The sequence below is a fragment of the Pseudomonas sp. B21-054 genome (assembly GCF_026016345.1).
Lineage (GTDB): Bacteria > Pseudomonadota > Gammaproteobacteria > Pseudomonadales > Pseudomonadaceae > Aquipseudomonas.
In genome coordinates this window covers 5,009,832-5,029,595 of sequence record NZ_CP087204.1, presented here as the reverse complement: position 1 = coordinate 5,029,595, position 19,764 = coordinate 5,009,832, and the positions used below count along the sequence as shown (strand labels likewise).

General features: G+C 57.2%; 19 protein-coding genes, 4 tRNA genes and 1 pseudogene. 18 read left to right on the top strand and 6 right to left on the bottom strand.

Annotation, left to right across the window (positions count from 1 at the left end; translation table 11 throughout):
* Positions 1-184 precede the first annotated feature (184 nt).
* The 3 genes and pseudogenes from LOY70_RS21735 to LOY70_RS30250 all read left to right on the top strand — a co-directional run bounded on the left by LOY70_RS21735 (position 185) and on the right by LOY70_RS30250 (position 3,656).
* On the top strand, positions 185-1,573 hold the full coding sequence (locus LOY70_RS21735) for a PLP-dependent aminotransferase family protein (protein ID WP_265029288.1): 1,389 nt from the start codon (positions 185-187) through the stop codon (positions 1,571-1,573).
* A pseudogene (locus LOY70_RS30255) lies at positions 1,515-2,795 on the top strand (HAMP domain-containing protein); the annotation flags it as partial. The gene LOY70_RS21735 and the pseudogene LOY70_RS30255, both read left to right, overlap by 59 nt.
* Positions 2,775-3,656: a methyl-accepting chemotaxis protein gene (locus tag LOY70_RS30250; RefSeq protein ID WP_409201647.1), complete on the top strand. Its 882-nt coding sequence runs from the start codon at positions 2,775-2,777 to the stop codon at positions 3,654-3,656. The pseudogene LOY70_RS30255 and the gene LOY70_RS30250, both read left to right, overlap by 21 nt.
* A 170-nt stretch (positions 3,657-3,826) precedes the next feature.
* Here the strand turns inward: LOY70_RS30250 and LOY70_RS21725 are convergent, their stop codons facing one another.
* Positions 3,827-4,585, bottom strand: coding sequence for a hypothetical protein (locus LOY70_RS21725; RefSeq protein ID WP_123345976.1), 759 nt, complete (start codon positions 4,583-4,585; stop codon positions 3,827-3,829).
* Between the two features lie 373 nt (positions 4,586-4,958).
* Here LOY70_RS21725 and LOY70_RS21720 point away from each other — a divergent pair.
* The 5 genes from LOY70_RS21720 to LOY70_RS21700 all read left to right on the top strand — a co-directional run bounded on the left by LOY70_RS21720 (position 4,959) and on the right by LOY70_RS21700 (position 6,281).
* Positions 4,959-5,034: transfer RNA gene (locus LOY70_RS21720), tRNA-Glu, on the top strand.
* Positions 5,035-5,036: 2 nt separating this feature from the next.
* A tRNA-Gly gene (locus LOY70_RS21715) sits at positions 5,037-5,112 on the top strand.
* Positions 5,113-5,217: 105 nt separating this feature from the next.
* A tRNA-Glu gene (locus LOY70_RS21710) sits at positions 5,218-5,293 on the top strand.
* 3 nt (positions 5,294-5,296) lie between these two features.
* Positions 5,297-5,372: transfer RNA gene (locus tag LOY70_RS21705), tRNA-Gly, on the top strand.
* Positions 5,373-5,648: 276 nt separating this feature from the next.
* Positions 5,649-6,281, top strand: a complete 633-nt coding sequence (locus LOY70_RS21700; protein WP_265029286.1) for a LysE family translocator — start codon at positions 5,649-5,651, stop codon at positions 6,279-6,281.
* Between the two features lie 24 nt (positions 6,282-6,305).
* On the opposite strand, the gene LOY70_RS21695 is transcribed toward LOY70_RS21700, so the two are convergent.
* The 4 genes from LOY70_RS21695 to LOY70_RS21680 form a co-directional block, all read right to left on the bottom strand.
* Positions 6,306-7,592, bottom strand: a complete 1,287-nt coding sequence (locus LOY70_RS21695; RefSeq protein WP_265029285.1) for a PLP-dependent aminotransferase family protein — start codon at positions 7,590-7,592, stop codon at positions 6,306-6,308.
* Between the two features lie 62 nt (positions 7,593-7,654).
* Entirely contained in the window at positions 7,655-8,800 is a 1,146-nt protein-coding gene (locus LOY70_RS21690; protein ID WP_265029284.1) for a trans-sulfuration enzyme family protein, read from the bottom strand.
* Entirely contained in the window at positions 8,797-10,281 is a 1,485-nt protein-coding gene (amrS, locus tag LOY70_RS21685) for an AmmeMemoRadiSam system radical SAM enzyme (RefSeq protein WP_265029283.1), read from the bottom strand. The genes LOY70_RS21690 and amrS overlap by 4 nt, the downstream gene beginning before the upstream one ends.
* Before the next feature lie 100 nt (positions 10,282-10,381).
* The gene (locus LOY70_RS21680; protein ID WP_265029282.1) at positions 10,382-11,095 is read right to left on the bottom strand and encodes a YczE/YyaS/YitT family protein; all 714 of its coding nucleotides are present in this window, start codon (positions 11,093-11,095) and stop codon (positions 10,382-10,384) included.
* A 200-nt stretch (positions 11,096-11,295) separates the two neighbouring features.
* Here LOY70_RS21680 and LOY70_RS21675 point away from each other — a divergent pair, with 200 nt between their 5' ends.
* A complete protein-coding gene (locus LOY70_RS21675; protein ID WP_123345963.1) occupies positions 11,296-11,727 on the top strand; it encodes an Lrp/AsnC family transcriptional regulator in 432 nt (143 codons plus the stop codon).
* 43 nt (positions 11,728-11,770) lie between these two features.
* On the opposite strand, the gene LOY70_RS21670 is transcribed toward LOY70_RS21675, so the two are convergent.
* Positions 11,771-12,637: a DNA-binding response regulator gene (locus LOY70_RS21670; protein WP_265029281.1), complete on the bottom strand. Its 867-nt coding sequence runs from the start codon at positions 12,635-12,637 to the stop codon at positions 11,771-11,773.
* 279 nt (positions 12,638-12,916) lie between these two features.
* Between LOY70_RS21670 and LOY70_RS21665 the strand changes: the two genes are divergently transcribed.
* The 9 genes from LOY70_RS21665 (at position 12,917) to LOY70_RS21625 (ending at position 19,764) form a co-directional block, all read left to right on the top strand.
* Positions 12,917-13,111, top strand: a complete 195-nt coding sequence (locus LOY70_RS21665) for a Flp family type IVb pilin (protein ID WP_008070254.1) — start codon at positions 12,917-12,919, stop codon at positions 13,109-13,111.
* 156 nt (positions 13,112-13,267) lie between these two features.
* Positions 13,268-13,462, top strand: a complete 195-nt coding sequence (locus tag LOY70_RS21660) for a Flp family type IVb pilin (protein WP_265029280.1) — start codon at positions 13,268-13,270, stop codon at positions 13,460-13,462.
* 26 nt (positions 13,463-13,488) lie between these two features.
* Positions 13,489-14,019, top strand: coding sequence for a prepilin peptidase (locus tag LOY70_RS21655; protein WP_265029279.1), 531 nt, complete (start codon positions 13,489-13,491; stop codon positions 14,017-14,019).
* A 2-nt stretch (positions 14,020-14,021) separates the two neighbouring features.
* Positions 14,022-15,350 (top strand): AAA family ATPase, encoded by a 1,329-nt coding sequence (locus LOY70_RS21650; protein WP_265029278.1) that lies wholly within the window; start codon positions 14,022-14,024, stop codon positions 15,348-15,350.
* Between the two features lie 15 nt (positions 15,351-15,365).
* Positions 15,366-16,181 carry a Flp pilus assembly protein CpaB gene (gene cpaB, locus LOY70_RS21645; RefSeq protein ID WP_265029277.1) on the top strand — a complete coding sequence of 272 codons (816 nt, stop codon included), beginning with the start codon at positions 15,366-15,368 and terminating at the stop codon, positions 16,179-16,181.
* Between the two features lie 70 nt (positions 16,182-16,251).
* Positions 16,252-17,568, top strand: a complete 1,317-nt coding sequence (locus tag LOY70_RS21640; RefSeq protein ID WP_265029276.1) for a TadE/TadG family type IV pilus assembly protein — start codon at positions 16,252-16,254, stop codon at positions 17,566-17,568.
* Positions 17,569-17,576: 8 nt separating this feature from the next.
* Positions 17,577-18,056 carry a TadE/TadG family type IV pilus assembly protein gene (locus LOY70_RS21635; protein WP_063324887.1) on the top strand — a complete coding sequence of 160 codons (480 nt, stop codon included), beginning with the start codon at positions 17,577-17,579 and terminating at the stop codon, positions 18,054-18,056.
* The gene (locus tag LOY70_RS21630) at positions 18,056-18,550 is read left to right on the top strand and encodes a TadE/TadG family type IV pilus assembly protein (RefSeq protein WP_265029275.1); all 495 of its coding nucleotides are present in this window, start codon (positions 18,056-18,058) and stop codon (positions 18,548-18,550) included. Before LOY70_RS21635 ends, LOY70_RS21630 begins: the two co-directional genes overlap by 1 nt.
* Positions 18,544-19,764: an AAA family ATPase gene (locus LOY70_RS21625; RefSeq protein WP_265029274.1), complete on the top strand. Its 1,221-nt coding sequence runs from the start codon at positions 18,544-18,546 to the stop codon at positions 19,762-19,764. Before LOY70_RS21630 ends, LOY70_RS21625 begins: the two co-directional genes overlap by 7 nt.

The window sequence follows — 19,764 nt, the reverse complement described above, 5'->3', positions numbered from 1 at the left end:
GGAAAAAGCCCGCACTGGTTGCGGGCTTTTTCTTGGGCAGTGAGAACCGCCTTGGATCAGGCGATCAATGTGTTTCAAAGAGTGAGAATCAGCGGTTTTGACGATGATGTCGTACATCGTCTGGCAGTGGCCTGTGCTTAACTGTTTCCAGAAAGAAAACAAACGCTTAGGAGCTTGGTTACTCATGGAATTGAGAATCGACCGACAGGCCCTGGTGCCCGTCGTGCAGCAAATTGTCGACGCGCTGACGGGCTGGATCCGGCAGGATGCGGTGCAACCGGGAACCCGGCTGCCATCCATCCGGCAATTGGCACGGGAGAATCTGCTCAGTCAGTCCAGTGTCAATGAAGCGTGCGAACGCCTGGTGGCCCAAGGGCTATTGGCGTCCCGTCATGGCTCACGCTTTTTTGTCGCCCCTTCACCTTCGTCCAGGCACGAGTCCATCGACGAAAACCGCTCGCCAGACACGCTGCCCGTCCACGGGCATTTAATCGACAGCTCGCAATGGGCGTTGAAGTTGGGGTGTGGCGGGCTCCCCGAAAGCTGGCGTGAAAGCGATGATTTGGGTTACGCGATCCGTCAGGTCACCCGCACCGATATGGTGGGGCTGTTCAACTACAGTACGCCGTTGGGGTTGCCGGCCCTGCGTGAACAACTGTCCCGTCGCCTGAAGCGGTTCAATATCGACGCCGACAAGAATCTGATCCTGACCACGACCGGCGCCACCCATGGGCTGGATCTGATCGTACGGACATTGTTGCAGCCGGGATGCTGCGTCGTGGTGGAGAGCCCCGGTTATTCGAAGCTGTTCGACCTGCTCAGGTTGCATAAAATCGACATGCTCGAACTGCCCAGGACTCCGCGCGGCCCGGACCTCGATGCGCTGCAGCGTCTCCTGGCGACTCACCGGCCCAGTGCCTTGTTCGTCAACAGCGCCTGCCACAACCCCACCGGCAGCAGCCTGGCGCCGGCCGTGGCCCAGCAGTTGCTGCAACTGACGAAAACACACGCCATGCTGGTGATCGAAGACGATGTCTATGCCGATTTCCAGAGCTCGGCGCGGACCCGGCTGGCAGCGCTGGATGCCGACGTGGTCTACGTGGGCAGCTTCTCGAAAACCCTGAGCAGTTCGTTACGGGTGGGCTTTGTGACGGCCGGACCGTCTGTGGTTGCGCGCCTGAGCGAGGTCAAGGGCATTACCAGTATGGGCGGTTCGCGTTTCTGTGAGTCGGTGATTGCCAGCCTTCTGGCCAATGGTGCTTATCGCAAACTGGTGCAACGTCAGCGGCAACGCCTCAATGGTGATATGACAGCTGTGTTGCAGATGCTTGAAGATGCCGACTGGGAAGTCTTTGGAAAACCAGCGGGAGGACTGTTTATCTGGGCACGTCCACCCATATGTGACTACGCTGCATTACAACGCTTGGCCAAGCGGTTCGGCGTGCAGCTGTCTTCGCGTACAGCGTTCAGCCCTTCGGGCGCCAACAGTGAATGGTTGCGGATCAACGTGGCCTATGCCTTGGACCCCAGGGCGCAAGCTTTTTTCCGAGCCTCTGCTCTGGATCGACCTTGAGTGTCCTGAAAACGACGCGGCTGTAGCTTTTTGCCATTATTCCGACGCCGGCATCTTGTGCTGCGGGGCGTCTCGTTGCGAATCTGCATCAACACACACTGGCAGAGGACTGAGCGCAATGATTTCGGCCGTGCAAGGAAGTTTTGCCAACCTGGGTATGGCAAAGAAACTGGGTATCGGGTTCGTCCTGGTGTTGCTGCTCACCGCTGTGGTCGCGGCCATCGGCGTCTGGTCCCTGCAGACCATCAGCCACCGCTTTGAGGGACTCAAGCAAATGTCCTCCCTTAACAGCGAGCTGCTCAAGGTCCGGCTGCTCGAGCAGGAATACGCCTTGCGTTCCGACCCTAAAACGGCCGATGCCTTGCGCCAGGGCGTCGACGGGCTGGTTGCCCAGGCCAACGAGCTCAAGGCGCAGAAGGCGGCCAATGTCCCGGTGATGAACGACGTGGAGCAGGCGCTGGCGGCTTATCGCAAGGCGTTCGACGAGTTCGTCGGGTTGAGCCAGAGCAAGGATCTGGCGCTGGAAATGGCCAGTTGGTCGGTGTCCAGTGTCGCCAATAACCTGGATGTGCTGCAGTCAGGGCTGGCGGATGATGGTGCCTACAGCTTGAAAGAGTCCCAAGGCAAGGAGGGCGCCGAGTTCATCGAACAGGCCAACCAGATCAGCGAAGTATCACGGTTGATGCTACAGGCCATGAACGAAGCGCGGGTCCGTCTGGACCAGAGCCGCAAGGGCAGTGCAGACGCGGGGCAAGGCACTATTGAACAGGCCGAGCAGGCCATGACACAGGCCGAAGCGCTCAAGACCACCGTCAAGGACCCGGGTTACCAGACCGTGCTTAACGAAGTGGCTGGGCACATCGCCGGGTTCAATCAGCAACTGGCCGAATACACTGACCTCTTGGCCAAGGAAAAAGTCGTCTACCAACAACTGCACGAGCGTGCCGCCCAAGTGGTGGAGCGGGTTGACCAAGCCTATGTGGCCGAAGACGGTGCGATGCGGACCGAGTTGAAAAAGAACTCCCTGCTGATCATCGGTTCGTCGGCCCTGGCGCTGCTGGTGGGGCTGATTGCGGCCTGGGTCATTACCCGGCTGATCGTTGCACCGCTGCGCAGCGTGATTCGCGTCGCGCAACAGATCGCGTCGGGCGACCTGAGCGCAACGGTTGAAGTGACGCGCCGGGACGAAATTGGTCAGTTGATGTTGGCCATGCAACAGATGGGGGCAGGCCTGAGCGGTATTGTCAGCGGCTTGCAGGCAGGGATCGAACAGTTGGCCAATTCGGCCCAATCGCTCTCGGCCGTGACTGAGCAGACGAACCTGGAGGTCAGCAGCCAGAAAGAGGAAACCGAGCAGGTTGCCACGGCCATGAACCAGATGACCGCCACCGTGCACGACGTGGCACGCAATGCTGAAGAAGCGGCCCAAGCGGCCCAGACCGCCGACGATAAAGTCGAGAGTGGCCAGCAGGTGGTGCGTCAGAGCATGGTGCGCATCGAGCAACTGGCCGATTCGGCCACGTCCGCCAGTAACAGCATCGAAAGCCTCAGCGCCGAGATCCAGAACATCGGCACTGTGCTGAGTGTGATCAAGAGTGTGGCCGAGCAAACCAACTTGCTGGCGCTCAATGCCGCTATCGAGGCCGCTCGGGCCGGAGAGCAGGGCCGCGGCTTTGCGGTGGTGGCTGATGAAGTGCGGGCCTTGGCCAGGCGCACGCAGCAGTCCACCGAGGAAATCGAGCGGTTGGTCAGCGCCTTGCGCTCAGCGGCCCAGACCTCCGTGCAGCAGATCCAGAGCAGTGGCGAACTGGTGAAAATGGCGGTCAGCGATGCACTGCAGACCGAAAGCGCCCTGGGCAGCATTGCGGCGGCGGTGTCGTTGATTCAACAGATGAACCAGCAGATTGCGGCAGCAGCCGAGCAGCAAAGTTCGGTCGCCGAAGAGATCAACCGCAGCGTCACCAGCATTCGGGCCAGTGCCGACCAATCCTCCCTGGCAATGCGGGGTAACGCCGCGTCCAGCATAGAGCTGGCGCAGTTGGGCGTTAAGCTGAAGGGGATGGTGGGGCATTTCAGGTTGTGAGCGGACAATGGGGATAGCTGTGGCGAGGGGATTTATCCCCGCTGGGCTGCGCAGCAGCCCCCGGGCAATCTCCGATACATCGAGCTATCCGCTTCAGGGCCGCTGCGCGGCCCAGCGGGAATAACCCCCCTCGCCACAATCAGGTCAGGCTTGATATCCCGACCAGAATCTCAGTCGTAGACCTTCTTCTTCTTCCAGTCCGCGTCCGCTTCGACTTCCTTGAGCCCCTCGGTCAACTGGTTGACTTCGCCTTCCACGGGTTGGGTCTTGGCCAGGACCATGGAATTGGCGCGATCCAGGAGTTTCTCCAGGTAGGCCAGTTGTTCGGCGTAGACCTGCGGCTCCTGCTGTTTGCGCAGGTACTGCACGCCGCGTTCGAACGCCAGGCGGGCCTGCCCCGGTTGTTCTTGCTGCAAGGCTTGTTGGCCGAGGTTGTTGAAGAACTCGATGTGCAGCAGGACCAGGATATGCCGCACTTCGCGGATCCAGCGCTTGGCTTCATTGGCCGGCAGAAAACCGTCTTGAGCGGCGCGGGTGATCTGGCCGTGCAAGGCCTCGAGTAGAAACCGTACGTCCTTGGCCTTGGCTTCGGTCTGGATCGGTGCCGGCGGATTGTTCACCGGGATCGATTCGCCCTGGGCGGCCAATGCGTTCAGTTCATCAAGGCGCACCTTGACCGCGGTATTGGTTTTTTCCAGATTCAACAAACGCTGGCAAACGTTCAGCTCAAGGCGCGTCATCAGTAACTTCAGGGCCGGGGTCATCAACTGGCCGGGGAAAGTTTCGGTGATTTCGCCACAACGACGCAGGCGGTCGTTGAGTTCAACCTTGGTGCGGGCCTTTTCCAGCTTGTTGTTTTCCACCACATGGTTCATGTAGCCAATGGCGATCAACAGTGCGATCCCGGCTACGACGAGCAGGGTGATCATGAGTGGTGTCACCGGTAAGACCTCTTTAATGGGATGCGCATATGATGAGTGTAGTGGCTTGGCTTTTAAGCGCATAGGCCCGTGCGACGACATTAGACGGGCGTCGTGCTGCTTATATGAACCGCGACGGAGGTGGGTGCACATTGCCACTATTTGCTTGGCGCGACTATAACGTCTTGGCGGGCGGCAGAATATAGGCGTCAGGGATCGGACGGGCAAAATCTGCGAAAGGACCCGAAACCGGGCGAAGTCATTGATTTAAATAAATTTATATCTGGGGGTTGACGACCCCCCAATCCATCCATAGAATGCGCGCCACTTACAGCGTAAAGCACTCAGCTAAACGCCATTAAGTAGTGAATGTTGTACGTGTGTCCCCTTCGTCTAGTGGCCTAGGACACCGCCCTTTCACGGCGGTAACAGGGGTTCGAGTCCCCTAGGGGACGCCAATGCGGGAATAGCTCAGTTGGTAGAGCACGACCTTGCCAAGGTCGGGGTCGCGAGTTCGAGTCTCGTTTCCCGCTCCAATTTTAAACAGCGTTGCTTTCGGGCAAGGCTGAGTGAAACCAGAGCCGATATCTTCGGATACGGATCTGGGCACTGGAACACACACCATGTGTTCCGGGCAGCGTGTCCCCTTCGTCTAGTGGCCTAGGACACCGCCCTTTCACGGCGGTAACAGGGGTTCGAGTCCCCTAGGGGACGCCATTTGCGGGAATAGCTCAGTTGGTAGAGCACGACCTTGCCAAGGTCGGGGTCGCGAGTTCGAGTCTCGTTTCCCGCTCCAAATTCAAAAAAACGCCGCTCATTGAGCGGCGTTTTTTTATGCCTGTGAAAAAGCCTCTCAATTCTCGGGGCTGCGCCGACTCCCAGCGCCTTCAACGAATAATTTGCAGGGATCATTGTGGTCTGACGGGCAGGGGGGTGTTGCACCTTAATAATGAAGGAATAGTGGGGTTACTTCATGCAAAACAGCCGGAAAAACAGTTCGGAAGATTAATAATTAATTTCTAAAAAATTGCACTTCTCCTAACCTTCCAGTACCCATTTTGGAGAAGCATTTATGTTGATTTTCGTTAAATCGATGGTCATTGGGCTTTGCATTGCTGCCCCTGTGGGGCCTATTGGGCTGCTGTGTATACAGAGGAGTCTCATGCTTGGCTGGAGGGCCGGTTTCGCGACCGGGTTGGGGGCCGCTACCGCCGATTCGATCTATGGATTTGTAGGGGCCTTGGGTATCACCGCGATCATTGCGACGCTCATTAGCTTCAAACCCTGGCTGTGTATTTTTGGCGGAATGTTCCTCGCCTACATTGGTTATCAAACAATACGATTAAAGGGCAATACAACTGCCATGGCGGGTGAGCGCGCCAATATGTTCAAAGCCTACTCGACCACGCTGTTTTTGACCCTGTCGAACCCAATGACTATTTTGTCGTTTATAGCGATATTTGCCGCGCTGAGTGATGGGATGGTCAGTGATCAAAACAGTCAACACTCGGTGCTGCCGATGGTAACCGGTATATTTCTGGGCTCGGCTGTCTGGTGGCTGGGATTGAGCGGGTTTTCTTCCTTTTTCAAGGCCAGGATTGCCCAATCAAAGCTTAAATTGATCAACTACCTTTCTGGGGCAACCATTACCCTTCTAGGGGCCTACCAGGTAGCTACCGGCGTCATGCTGGCTACCGGGACCTGAGGGAGGGGCGCTTAAGGGTCTGTATCAGTCCCCTGCGGCACCGCGAGGGGACATCTGCCGTATTCTCGACTCAACATAGGCCCTGAAACGGCCTATTGCCTGCGTGATTTCTGCTGCTGCCGCATTACTGAACGACAACCTGACCTGAGTAACAGCTTCGTTCGTCAGTGAAAATAAGGAAGTTGGAAATACAATGACGTTGAAATGCTTCGCGCATTCGCACATCTCAGAGTGCCCAAAGACGAAAGGCAGGGACACATTGATGAAGAAACCGCCCGCCGGATGGTTCCAGGTGACTGTTCCAGGGGTGTCGACCCTGGACGGGAATTCACGCTCAAGGCATTCAATCATGTGGTCTCTTTTCTTTGCGTAAGACAACACCCTGGATCGGTTCAGGCCTTTCAATGAGTGATTGTTTTCGAGCAGTAACCCTCCTACAACCGCTTGGCACAGGGCCGGGGTATTGACCGTGATCAGACTTTTGGCCTTACACAACCTGGCGCTGAAGGGCATAACCCCTGTGCCTTCTGGAGCGACCACGTAGCCCATACGCAAGCCCGGAAAAATTGACTTTGAAAACGAACCAAGCAGGAACACCCGACTGCTGTCCATCGACTTCATCGACGCAATCTCGTCTCCCTCGTATCTGAAGTAGCGGTAGGCAGTGTCTTCCAGGATGAAAAAATTCATTTCGTGGGCTAAGGAAAGCATTGCCCTCCTGCTGTGATAGGAAAGGCTGTCAGCGGTAGGATTACTAAAATCAGGAATCGCATACAGTGCCCTTATTTTTTTCCCTCTGGATTCCAGATCTTCAGCGATTCTGCGCAGGGCGACGGGATCGAGAAAGGTCTCCATTGGAACGGGTAGCATTTTTATGCCCAGCAGTTTTGCAATACCCGTGATCCCGGAAAACACCGGATCTGGCACGAGTAAAATGCCGCCTCCTTCAAAAATGGCTAAGAGCGTCAAGGTACAAGCCTCCTGAAAGCCCATGCACACCACAATACTTTCAGGGTTGAAAACGTTTATTCCTTCATCCACCTGCAGATAATCAGCAATTATTTCGTTGATGATTCCGGAGGTTTTCCCATATTGGCATAGGCGTGTCGCGAGTGAATGTTCAGTGCTGGCAACGTGAACCCTGTAGCGGGCCAATCCCTTGTCAATAAGCGAGGGGTCGCACTGCTCATCATCAGGCCGTCCGGAAGCCAGGGATATCGCCGTCGGGTTCTCTTGGGCAATAGAATTCAGAAGATGGATAACGTTCAGAATAGGGTCTTCGAATACTGTGTTTTCGAATGCGCTGGACAATTTCACTTCTCCATAAAAAAGCAACGAGCCTTCGCAGGCTCGTTGCTCATGATTAACAGCCGCTATGCAGGATTGAGAGAACTTGTTTGACCCACCTTGTTTTCCATGGCTTCGAAGGCTTGCAGCAGATCCTCTTTTAGATCCTCGAGTTCCTCCAAGCCAAAGCACAATCGAACCAAACCTTTTCCAATGCCCATGTCCGCTTTTTCCTGATCCGTCATCGAGGCATGGCTGCCACTAAAAGGCTGTGCAACCATCGATGTAACGCAGGCCATTCCGGTGCCTGTGCCAAACCATTTGAGCGCGCTGGTGAACGTTTTGTAAAAGGGGACCAGGTCGGGCCGAATATCAACAAACACAATGCCGCCATAGCCGGTCAATTGTTTGCCATCGACACGTGGGTAATAGACATGTTGGATAAAAGGCAGTTCTCGCAGGTAGTTGAGCATGCTCAAGGTCGTATGGCTGTGCTTCTCCATGCGCAGGTTGAACGTCTGCATGCTTCTGCGAAGCAGCCATGCGCTATGGGGGGTTAATATCGAGCCGGAATAAAAGCGACCTTCGAGGAGACGGTTATAGATCAGCTCATTGTTGACAAGCACCAAGCCGCCCATGACATCGCTATGCCCGGAAAAGTATTTCGTTGCACTGTACAGTGAAATGTCGGCGCCAAAGTCCAGCGGCTTCTGATAGATCGGAGTGGCCCAGGTGTTATCGACGACCACCAGGGCCTGTGGGTTGTTTTGTTTAACGGCCTTGCTGACCGCATGAATATCGATGTCTTTCAGGAATGGATTGGTCGGTGTTTCGAAGATGACCATGTCCACGTTCGTCGGCAACGCTTTCAAGCCCTCTTCTGTGGTGAGGTCCAGGATCGTTAGCTGGGCACCGATACGTGCCGCATACCTCTGAAACAACTTATAGGAGCAGCCATAGATGAATGTGTTGATCACCAGTGAGCCGCCCGGTTTCAGCAGCTCTAAGACCATGTAGATGGCACTCATCCCGGTGCTGTAGGCCAAGGCGTATTGGCTGCCTTCCAGAGCCGCGACAACCTGTTCCAATTCCGTCACATTGGGATTGGCCTTCCTTGAGTAGAAGAACGCCGAGTCTGCACTGAAAGCACTGCACTGATAAATAGGTGTTACGGAGGGATGAGCCTCTCGATCATCGACCTTAATATGAAGTATTTCAGTAGACACATTCATGACTGGCTGACCATTTTGATGACCTGCTCATACATGTTCTGCTTGCCCTCATAACCAATGGTCGGGGTAATGTCATTCTGCGAGATACCAATTTCTTCAATCGACTCGGTTGGGAAGTGGGCCCTGTCGAATACTTCATGAAGGTTAGAGTTCACCCCCTTGGGAAGCCAGACCTCAGGGCCTGATTCATCGATGCGGGCCTTGGCGATAATGAATCGATAGCTTTCATGGGCTCGCAATGTCAGTGATTTCCAACCGCTGTTGTGCCCATCGGTATAATTGCGCCGCAGATAGACTGTCTGTTCGAAGTCTTCGGTATTCAACACTTGGGCGTGCAGCGATACGATATCCCCGTGCCACTCGAATTTTCTCTTTTCGTAATCAGTCAATGCCTCCTCCCGCAGCTCAACAGCGCTGTTCGCTGCGGGGTCACCCAGCAATTTGAAGTGCGCATCATGCCCGCACCGAGAGCAGCAACCTTTGTTGTCCAGCCCGATGATTTCAGCGTTCAAGCCGTAGCGAGTGACGAGCAGGGCGTTACAGTTGTTGCAGCTGGTATTGGTGCCCTCGACATCATTCACGTTACCCAAGTAGACGTGCTCGACGCCCATGCTCCGGGCAACATCTCGAGCCTTCAGGAGCCGGTCCACAGGGGTTCGGATGCTGTTGCTCATTTTGTAATCGGGGTGAAACCGTACGAAGTGCAGGGGGACGTTCGGACCCAGTTCATCCAGTACCCACTGGCTGATTTTCCTGGCGGTGTCTTCATCGTCACTGATGTCAGTCACCATCAAGGTACTGACTTCAACGTATTTGCCGGCGTCGTAGACCTTCTTGATGCCGGCCAGGACTGGCTCTACCCAGCCCGTTGTGACTTTTCGGTAGTATTCGGGGGAAATGGATTTGAGCGAAATCGAGAAAATATCAATGACCGGCAATAATTCATCAATGGCTTCTTCACTGATAAAAAAGGCTGATTTATAGAGGTTGATCAAGCCCGCTTCCTTGGCCAGCTTTGCCGTGTCGAGGATGAATTCATGCCAGACCACAGGATCGTTATACGTCCAGGAAATGACGCGTATTCCATGCTTGAGCGCGGTTTCCACAACCTGCTCGGGGGTATAGTAGTAAACGTCTTTATCGGTTACATACTTGGCCTGCGAGGTCTTCCAGTTGTGGCAATAGCCGCAGTTGAGCATGCAGCCGATGTTGCCCAGGGAAAGGATTCGTTCTCCAGGCGCAAAGTGGAAGACTGCCTCGGTTTCGATCGTCTCTTCGGTGCTGTGAACGCCTTTCCCGTAGTTCAATGTAACGAGTCGTCCCCCTCGGTTTCCGCGCACTTTGCAAAAGCCTACCTTGCCCTCCTGTATGACACAGTTTCGCGGGGAAAGATGGCACTTTACGACGCCCCCGGGGAGTATTTCTTCCAGTTTTGCGGGGCTGCTTTCCAAGGTCCAGTTTTTATTTTTTGTAGTGTCCATCTCTCACTCCTCATCACGGAAGTTGCTATCAGTATCATCGGTTAAAAAAGTCGAGGCGAAACAATTCCACCGCCACAAGTGACCGTCAGCCTGTTGTTTATTAGTAAGCAGACGAAGCGCGGATCAATCCGTAATTCTTAAGCGACAAGCGCCGGGTGTTGACAGTCATGAAGGGTTGGATAAGAGGGCCGATCACCAATAAGAATGCAATCGTGCCCACGCCGAAGGGACCGCCTAAAAGCCAGCCGGTCGAAAAAATGCCGATTTCAATGATCATCTTGGCTTTGGTGAATGACCAGCCCCATTTGGAGACCATGGTCAGTACCACCAAGTCCATGATCCTGATGCCGATGCCGCTCATGATAATCAAAGCGGATGAATAGGCGCATAATATTAGCCCTGTTGCCAATAATGTGTACTCATTCATTCTGAGGGTCAAATATTCTCCAAGCCCCAGGGCGGACCAGAGATCAATCAGCAGGCCTGTCAGCGTGGTTGTAATAAATGGACTGATCGGAGGGTATTTTTTGTTCCAGAGCATCCACCATGTTAGAAAAAACAGGGACACGATAGCCGAACACATGCCCATTCCGAGCATAAGTATTTTATCTATCGAGATGATCAGGACATCTAAAGGATCGGTTCCCAGTTGACTGATGATGAAGCATTTGGCACCCACCGAAAAACAGCAGACGCCCACCAGGTACATCAGCATCTGATCTCTCTTGAAGCTACGAAGATCTAGGACTTGCGTTCCAATATGCCGGGTTAATAAGTAATACTTTTTCCCACACTTTGTTTTTTCATCTTCCATGCGAACACCATCCCTGGAGAGAAATATTTTATTATGCAGTGCGTCATGCTAAAGAGGAGGGCTATTGATTGCCCGGATTCTTTTTAGGCTTTTCAGGCAGGAAATAGACTAGCACTCTGCTTTATTTTGGTGCATGCTTTTTTTAATGAAAAACACGAGCTTTTCATTAAATTTTATACTTTTTACCGGGGGAGACGCACATGGATCGTATAGACGTAAAAATCCTGGGAAAGGTACAGGACTGTGGCCGCATTTCGATCACCGAGCTTTCCAAGCACGCGGGTCTTTCTATTCCTGCCACTACGGACAGGTTGCGAAAGCTGGAGGACGCCGGGGTTATCAAGGGTTATAGCGCTCAGTTAGATCCAACCAAACTGGGGTACGGCATATCTGCCGTCGTCGGCATCACCACCCTCAAGCCGGCGAAGTCCAAACTAATAGCGACGCTCACCGACATCCCTGAAGTCGTCGAGTGCTTGCACATCACGGGTAACGACTCCTACCTGATCAGGATCTATGCGAAGTCGATGGCAGAGATCGAAAATATCATTGCGAACATCAACGCGTATGGTGAGACGCGTACCAGCATTGTTCTGTCAGTCCCTATCGAGAGAAGAAATCTCGCTCCGTGAGCGCGTGCGTTGCGCACCGACTACGTTCTTTCTGAAAAGAGTTTCAACCTTCCAGGCTGTGCACCAGGCTTTCCAGCGCGTCTACCGCCATGTCATCCAGCGTTCTCGTGGGGCTGGCGCTGCGCGTGGGGTATGCCGAGCGGTACTCACTGGGCGTGCAGCTGGCGTATTGCTTGAAGGCCCGGGCGAAGTAGGACGGGTCCTTGAAGCCGGCCTCATAACCGATACTGGTGATGGGCATCTGGCTGTTGTCGAGCAGTTCCTTGGCGAAACTCATGCGTTTGTTCAGTACGTAGTCGGTGAAGCCGAGCCCATTGGCTTCCTTGAACAGACGACTGAAACGAAACGTCGTCATGCCGCAACGCTTCGCCAGATCTCTCTGGTCAATGCTCTCGCGAAAATGCTGGTCGATGTACAGCATGATATGGCTCAAGGCCTGGTGTTTCTGGTGCCCGGAGGTCAGGCGGATGCTGTCTGGCAGGGTTGGGGCGTGGTCGATCTGCGGAGTCTTGCGCTGGCCGTTGGCATGACGGCGCAGTTCACACAATTGCACCACGGCGGTCAGGTAGCGTTTCCTTTCGGAGGCAGGCAGGGGCAGCACCATGTACTCCCAGACACTGGAGCGCATGGCCCAGACCGCCAGCTCTTCGGAATGCTGCACAGTGAACATGGTGATGGGAATGGCCGGGAGGGTGCGCTTGATGTCCAACAGTCGCCGTAGACCCGCAGTATCGGGGCGATCGAAATGGACGCAGATCATGTCGACCTGTTCCCCACTGGGTAACAGGGCATTTTTTGCCAGCGTGCAGTCGCAGGTGTCCTGAAACTGGCTAATGAGTTCCTGGGTGGAGCGATCATGGGTCAGATCGAACCACAATAACTTTGGCCTTCCAGTCAGATTCAGCACCATAGGACGACTACTCGGTGGTTCCTGCTGCCCTTTAGCTAAGCAGTATTGCCAATGTGCCACTATCTCGCCGAATAAATTCGTCTAAAAAAACGATTCGTTAGCGCCATCTCCTCATGGGGCCGGTTTGAGGCCCGGGAATAGCCACCCAGGCCCTGCGCAAAAAAATCCTAGCGATGTGCAAAATCCTCCTAACGGCTTTGCCCACCCCCTGACTAGGGTTGCATCAGGCAGTTCGCAATGCACTGCCCCTGAGAAAACAACCCCGATGAGGTGTGCGAAATGACTCTTCAAACAATCAAGGCTTCGGTACTGAAGTTCGCCAAAGATGAAGATGGCCTGACCATTGTGGAATACGCAGTGGCCGGCGGGTTGATTACGGTCTTGGTGGCCGCTGCGTTTGTACTTCTGGGCGGTGCCGTGAATACCAAGATCCGCGCGCTGTGCCAGGCCGTCAACGGCAACGTTGCTTGCTGATAGCGGCAACTTGCAGCGAAGGGGGCACGGTAACTTTCAAGGAATAACGCTTGCGACTCTTTTGCGGTGAGTACAACGAATAAATCAAATGGACTTTGCGCTGTCCCCTCCCATCAGGTTTCTAGCAGTACTTCTTATCAGCGTGAGGTTCATGAAATGACTTTCCAGACAATAAGAACTTCGATCCGCCAGTTCGCCAAAGATGAAGACGGCCTGACCATTGTGGAATACGCGGTGGCGGGTGGCTTGATCACGGTATTGGTGGCAGCGGCCTTCGTCCTTCTGGGCGGTGCTGTGAATACCCAGATCCGGGCACTGTGCCAGGCCGTGAACGGCAACGTCGCCTGCTAACGATAATCACCCTAGGGAGACGCATCATGTCCATGGAATTGCTGGTGTCGACGGTACTGCTGCTAGGACTGCTGGGTGTGGCGGTGGTGAGCGATCTGCTTCGCCACCGCATCCCCAACACGCTGGTCCTGTTGGGCCTTGCCCTGGGATTGGCCGGCCAGGTGTACGCTGGTGGGATCGGCGGCTTGGGCGACAGTCTGCTGGGCATGTTGATCTGTTTCGGGCTGTTCCTGCCCATGTACGCAGTCGGTGGCATGGCCGCCGGTGACGTCAAGTTGATGACCATGGTCGGCAGCTTCCTGCCTTTTCATTACGCACTGTGGGCGGCGCTGTTCAGCCTGATCGCCGGCGGTGTGTGCGGTTTCCTGATCGTCCTGGCCCGCGGCCAACTGCTCCAGACCCTGGCGCGCTACTGGCTGATTGTCCGAGCCCAGGCTTATCTGGCGCCCACTTCGGATGAAGTGGCCGGCAAGCCCTTTCCTTATTCGATTGCGATCCTGATCGGTACTTTGAACAGCGTTTACTGGCAACTGGTTGCCGGCGGCTGGGGAGTCTAGTCATGCACGTCATCAACGATAGCGATGCCTACCCCAGCGAACGGGAAGCGGTACAACGCCTGGCGCCTCAGCCGTGCACCATTGGCGACACCGGCCTGACTGACAGTTTCCTGGGTGAGCTGGTGTGCAAGCATCTGCACGACGCCGGGGTGCTGGACATGTCGCGGCTGGTGGAGCGCCTGGCTCTGACCGGCGCGGTACTGGAAGAAGTCCTGGCGTTCCTGCGCAAGGACGGTCGCGTCGAAGTGCTGGGCCAGTTGGGGCAAACGGGCGGGCAGACGCTGCGTTATGGCCTGACCGAACGCGGTCGCAGTTCGGCCCGCGATGCCCTGGCCCGCAGCGGCTATATCGGCGCGGCACCGTTTCCGGTGAGCACCTATCGCTCGCTGATCAAGATCCAGACCATTCACCACGGTCGTATCACCGCCAAGGACATGAACCAGGCCTTGGCCGGCCTGGTGCTGAGCCAAGGCATGCTCGACCAGCTGGGCGTCGCCTTGAACTCCGGTCGGGCGATCATGATCTACGGCCCGGCGGGCACGGGCAAAACCTATGTCAGCAGCCGATTGATCCGGCTGTTCGCCGAGGCCATCTGGGTGCCCCATGCCATCGTCATCAACGAGTCGGTGATCGAGATCTACGATCCGCAGGTGCACCAGCGCCTGGATGACAACGGTCAATCGAACAACCTGATGCTCAACGAAGGCATCGACCGCCGGCTGCTGTGCTGCAAACGCCCGATCGTGATTACCGGCGGCGAGCTGAGCATGGAACAGTTGGACGTGCGCTACGACCCGTTCACCCGGCAATACCAGGCGGCGTTGCAGCTCAAGGCCAGCAACGGCCTGTTCATCATCGATGACATGGGCCGCCAGCGCATGGCCCCGGCCGAATTGCTCAATCGCTGGATCGTGCCCATGGAGGAGAAGCGCGACTTCATCAACCTGGGCGGCGGCCGGCATTGCGAGTTGCCGTTCGACTTGGTGCTGGTGTTTTCCACCAACCTCAATCCCCTCGAACTGGCCGACGAGGCCTTCCTGCGGCGCATTGGCTACAAAGTGCAGTTCGGCTACCTCAAGCCCGAAGAGTACGAACGCATCTGGCGCCAGGAATGCGAACGCCTGGGGATTCCCTATGACCCGCTGCTGGTGCGCCATGTCCTGCAGCGGCTGTACGCAGGCGAAGGCATGCCGCTGGTGCCTTGCCATCCACGAGACCTGTTGAACATGGCGCTTGACCGCCAGCGTTACCTGGGTGGTTCCGGGCCCCTGTCGCCGCAAGAGCTGGAATGGGCCTGGCACAACTACTTCGTTCAGCTCGACTTCCTTTGATCTGGAGATACCGACATGAGCTCTCGTACGCTTCCCCTGATAGGCGTTTCCCTGGTAATGGGCCTTGGTGCCGCATGGATGGCTGACTCCTGGCTGAGCGCACGACTCAACGCGTCCCCCGATGATCATTTGCGAAGCGTGGTGGTCGCCACGGTGGAAATCCCCTTCGGGCAAATGGTCGAGGCCCAGCAGGTCACGACCGTGCGCATGCCGATGGACACGATCCCGGACGACGCCTTCGATTCCAGCGAGCAGGCTGTAGGCAAGATCGCCACCTTCGACATTCTGCGCGGCGATATCGTGCGTGGCGCGCGTTTGAGCGAGCATTTGGGCGGCAGTACCTTGGCCTCGCTGATCGCACCGGACAAACGGGCCATATCGGTGCGTGTGGATGACGTGGTCGGCGTGGGTGGCTTCCTCTTGCCGGGCAACCGGGTCGATGTATTGGCGACCAAGACCACCAGCGCCGGCAGCAACAGCGCGACCTCCCGGACGATCCTGGAAAACCTGCGAGTCCTGGCGGTGGACCAGACGGCGGGCACCGACAAGACCCAGCCGGTGGTGGTGCGGGCCGTGACCCTGGAAATGTCGGCCACCGAAGCCGAAGCGCTGGTCACTGCGCAAACCGAGGGCAAGCTGCAACTGGCGCTGCGCAACCCCTTGAACCTGGAAAAGAAGGCCGTGGCCGTTGCTCCGCCAGCCCCTGCACCGGTCATGGCGATGGCGGCCGCCCCAGTGCCAAAACCTGTGGTGCAGCGCAGTGCCAAGCCGCAAGGCGGGGCGATCACGCTGATCCGCGGAGTTGAAAGCAGTGTGATCAATGTCCGCTGAGTGACGCCCCCATGCCAGGCCCGCCCGGGCCGTGGCGATACCGATCCTCAAACGTTGTAATGAGGGCTCGATGATGAATGCCAATATCCGGCGCCAGGGAGGGGCGGTGAGTGTACTGATGGTGATCGCGCTGGTAGCGATTTCCATGATGGCGGCCTTGGCCCTGGATGGCGGGCACATGCTGCTGAACAAGACGCGCCTGCAAAATGCGGTGGATGCCGCGGCCCTGGGTGGCGCCAAGACCCTGAGCCAGGTGAGTGGCGGCATCAACATGGCCAGCACCACCCGCGCGGCGGCCCTGGACACGCTGAACAGAAATGCCAACGCCTTAGGCAACACCGAGCTGGCCACCGCGGTCGCCGGCAATCCGGGGGCGTTTGCCGTGGTGGAACTGTCCAGCAGCGTCTATGGCCCGTTCTCCTATCCCGGGCCTACCGATGCCAAATACGTACGGGTGTCGGTGGCCAGTTATCAATTGAACGGTTTTTTCTGGAGCTTCGTGCAAACGATGGGCAGTGCCGGGCTCGGCAACAAGCGTGTGGCGGCGATTGCCACCGCAGGGCCCAGCCCCACCTCGCCTTGTGACCTGGCGCCGTTGATGGTCTGTGGCGATCCCACTCAATACAACCCGGCCGCCGGCAACTTCTGGGGGTATCAGTTTGGCGATCTGGAAGTCTTGAAAACGGCGGCGGGGAACACATCGCCCATCGGCCCGGGCAACTTCCAATTGCTGGATTTCGGCTCGGGCGGCAGCGCTGTCCGGGAGGATCTGGCCGGTGGTGGCTCGGTTTGTCGCAGTGTCGGGGACAACGTCCAGACTGCGCCCGGTAATAAGGCCGGTCCTACTTCCCAAGGCTTGAACACGCGCTTCGGTATCTACAACGGCCCCGTCAGTTCTTCGGACTACCCGCCGGACCTGGTCACGGCCTCAGGCACCCCGGCGATCACCTACAACGATGCGCTCTCCCAGGCCCAATACAAAGGCCAGCCCATTACCTCGAGCAACGGCGATCTCTCGTCGAGTGGCGAGGCGATACAGGACTACAACGACTGGCGGGCCAAGGTCGCCGCCTGTGTGGCGGGGGGCGCCAGCGGTTGTGAAAGCAACGGGGTTTTCGAGCGCCGGATGTTGAAAATCGTGATCGGTGATTGCGCCGGGAAACTGAGCGGCTCGACCTCGATTCCAGTCTTGGGGTTCGGCTGCTATTTCGTCGTGCAGCCGGTGGACGGCGGTGGTTCGGAGTCCATTATCTTCGGCCAGTTCGTCCAGGAGTGCGAAGGCGACAACGTACCCGGTCCTACGCCATCCACCGATTCCGGCCCGCAGATCATCCAGCTCTACAAAACCTATCTCAACGACAGCGGCACGCCGAGCACCGACTCGTAGGAGGCGTCATGGGACTTTCTCATTTCAAACCAGCACAAGCCCAGCAAGGCGTGGCGCTGGTGGAGTTCACCCTGGTGCTGCCGTTGCTGCTGTTGTTGCTGCTGGCCTTCGGCGAGTTCGGCCGCATGCTCTACCAGTACAACGTGCTGTTGCAGGCCAGTCGCGATGCCGACCGTTTCGTCGCCAGCCAGGCGTGGAATACCACCCTGGGCGGCATCACGCTGAACAACACGTTGCTGACCCAGACAAAAAACGTCGCGGTGTATGGCGTGCCCAGTGCTACCGGCACCGCCGTGGTGTCAGGGTTGACCACGGCTCACGTTCAGGTCGCCGCCGAGGGCATCGATCATGTGCGCGTCACCATTACCTACCCCTTCTGTCCGGTGATCGGTGCGGGTAACTGCACAGGTTCGATTCCAGGGTTTTTCGGCAATGCCATTCCGCTGGGGATCCAGTTGGTCGCAACCACTGTCATGAGGGCGCTGTGATGAATCACAAACACATGCGCGGCACTTACATTGTGGAGTTTTCCTTCGTGGGCTTGCTGGTGTTCATCCTGCTGTTCGGCGTGGTGGAAATGGGCCGGTTGTACTTCACGGTCAACGCGCTGGATGAAGCGGCGCGCCGTGGAGTCCGGCTGGCGGCGGTGTGCAATATCAGCGACCCGGTGGTGTTGCGCCGGGCCATCTTCAACGCCGCGACGGACGCCGGCACCAGCCAACTGATCACCAACCTGGCGACCTCGAACCTGGCGCTGACCTACCTGGATGTCAACGGAGCCGTCGTGGCGAACCCCGCCGACACCTCCGGCGCCAACGGTTTCCGTGCCATTCGCTACGTTCGCTTGAGCGTGCAGAACTTCGTTTTCAACCTGTTCATTCCCGGCTTAGGCGTGCCCATTACCTTGCCCGCGTTCAGGGCAACCTTGCCACGCGAAAGCCTTGGGCGTCATTCCGATTCCGGGGAGATCACACCATGCTGAATACCAGGGAAACTCCGCTCTCGACCGCTACCGGCAAAGCCGGGCTGCGGATACTGATCAGCAGCCGCGACGCCACGTCCCTGCGCGACCTGCAATGCGTCTGCCAGCGCATGCCTGGCCTTGAGGTGAGCACGCGCCTGGTGAGCAACGGGCATGTCGATCCGCTCTACGGCCTGGACCGCATGCCCGACCTGCTGCTGTTGCGAGTCAGCCATCTGTGGCGCGAAGAGCTGTCGGCGTTGCTGCAACGCCCGGCCCATGAACGCCCGCCGATGCTGGTGTGCGGTCCCTTGGGTGAGCAGGAAGGCATGCGCCTGGCGATGCAGGCCGGCGCTCGGGACGTGTTGCCCGAACCCATCGCCGATACAGAATTGGTGGCCGCCCTGAATCGCCTGGTGACGGAAGTCCGTCTCGGCAACGGTAACGAAGGGAAGCTGATCGCGGTGATCAGCGCCAAGGGTGGTTCCGGCGGAACCCTGGTGGCGTGCAACCTGGCCCAGCAGCTCAGCGCCCGGGCAGGCAATACGTTGCTGCTGGACATGGACCTGCAATTTGGCAGCGTGACCCATTATCTGGACGTGGCGCAGTCCCACAGTCATCTGGAAGTGCTGCAACAGGTCGACGACATGGACAGCGTCGCGCTGCGGGGCTTTTGCAGCCACTTCAGCCCGACCCTGCATGTGCTCGGTGGCCGGGCCGGCGAGTTGTGCCTGCCCCAGGACGCCCAACCCGAACAGCTCGATGCCCTGTTGCAACTGGCCCGCACCAGTTATGACTGGGTGGTGGTGGACCTGCCGCGGCAGATCGACCACCTCACCGGCTCGGTGTTGGAACAAGTGGACCGGGTATACGTGGTGGTGCAACAGAGCGTCAGCCACTTGCGCGACGCCAGCGCCCTGGTGCGGATTCTTCGCGAGGACCTGGGCGTGCGCGGGGACCAATTGCAGATCGTGATCAATCGCTATGACAAAAACGCCGCCGTCAGCCTCAAGGACATCGGCGAGGCCCTGCGTTGCGCGAACCTGTCGAAATTGCCCAATGACTTCAACCTGGTCAGCCAGAGTCAGAACACTGGCGTGCCGTTGGGGCTGCATGCGCCGAAGGCGGCGATCACCGCCGCCCTGCGCGATTTGACCGAAGACCTCGTCGGTCACCAGATGGCCACAGACAAGGGCCTGCTTAAACGTGCCTTCAACCGTTTTTTCGGGGGATGA

What these genes read in the sequence shown, in the direction of transcription:
- LOY70_RS21650 (WP_265029278.1), top strand. Translation starts at nt 14,022, where the DNA reads ATGCACGTCATCAACGATAGCGATGCCTACCCCAGCGAACGGGAAGCG.
- LOY70_RS21690 (WP_265029284.1), bottom strand. Translation starts at nt 8,800, where the DNA reads ATGAATGTGTCTACTGAAATACTTCATATTAAGGTCGATGATCGAGAG.
- LOY70_RS21635 (WP_063324887.1), top strand. Translation starts at nt 17,577, where the DNA reads ATGGGACTTTCTCATTTCAAACCAGCACAAGCCCAGCAAGGCGTGGCG.
- LOY70_RS30250 (WP_409201647.1), top strand. Translation starts at nt 2,775, where the DNA reads ATGTTGGCCATGCAACAGATGGGGGCAGGCCTGAGCGGTATTGTCAGC.
- LOY70_RS21725 (WP_123345976.1), bottom strand. Translation starts at nt 4,585, where the DNA reads ATGATCACCCTGCTCGTCGTAGCCGGGATCGCACTGTTGATCGCCATT.
- cpaB (WP_265029277.1), top strand. Translation starts at nt 15,366, where the DNA reads ATGAGCTCTCGTACGCTTCCCCTGATAGGCGTTTCCCTGGTAATGGGC.
- LOY70_RS21670 (WP_265029281.1), bottom strand. Translation starts at nt 12,637, where the DNA reads ATGGTGCTGAATCTGACTGGAAGGCCAAAGTTATTGTGGTTCGATCTG.
- LOY70_RS21675 (WP_123345963.1), top strand. Translation starts at nt 11,296, where the DNA reads ATGGATCGTATAGACGTAAAAATCCTGGGAAAGGTACAGGACTGTGGC.
- LOY70_RS21640 (WP_265029276.1), top strand. Translation starts at nt 16,252, where the DNA reads ATGATGAATGCCAATATCCGGCGCCAGGGAGGGGCGGTGAGTGTACTG.
- LOY70_RS21625 (WP_265029274.1), top strand. Translation starts at nt 18,544, where the DNA reads ATGCTGAATACCAGGGAAACTCCGCTCTCGACCGCTACCGGCAAAGCC.
- LOY70_RS21680 (WP_265029282.1), bottom strand. Translation starts at nt 11,095, where the DNA reads ATGGAAGATGAAAAAACAAAGTGTGGGAAAAAGTATTACTTATTAACC.
- LOY70_RS21660 (WP_265029280.1), top strand. Translation starts at nt 13,268, where the DNA reads ATGACTTTCCAGACAATAAGAACTTCGATCCGCCAGTTCGCCAAAGAT.
- LOY70_RS21655 (WP_265029279.1), top strand. Translation starts at nt 13,489, where the DNA reads ATGTCCATGGAATTGCTGGTGTCGACGGTACTGCTGCTAGGACTGCTG.
- LOY70_RS21630 (WP_265029275.1), top strand. Translation starts at nt 18,056, where the DNA reads ATGAATCACAAACACATGCGCGGCACTTACATTGTGGAGTTTTCCTTC.
- amrS (WP_265029283.1), bottom strand. Translation starts at nt 10,281, where the DNA reads ATGGACACTACAAAAAATAAAAACTGGACCTTGGAAAGCAGCCCCGCA.
- LOY70_RS21735 (WP_265029288.1), top strand. Translation starts at nt 185, where the DNA reads ATGGAATTGAGAATCGACCGACAGGCCCTGGTGCCCGTCGTGCAGCAA.
- LOY70_RS21700 (WP_265029286.1), top strand. Translation starts at nt 5,649, where the DNA reads ATGTTGATTTTCGTTAAATCGATGGTCATTGGGCTTTGCATTGCTGCC.
- LOY70_RS21665 (WP_008070254.1), top strand. Translation starts at nt 12,917, where the DNA reads ATGACTCTTCAAACAATCAAGGCTTCGGTACTGAAGTTCGCCAAAGAT.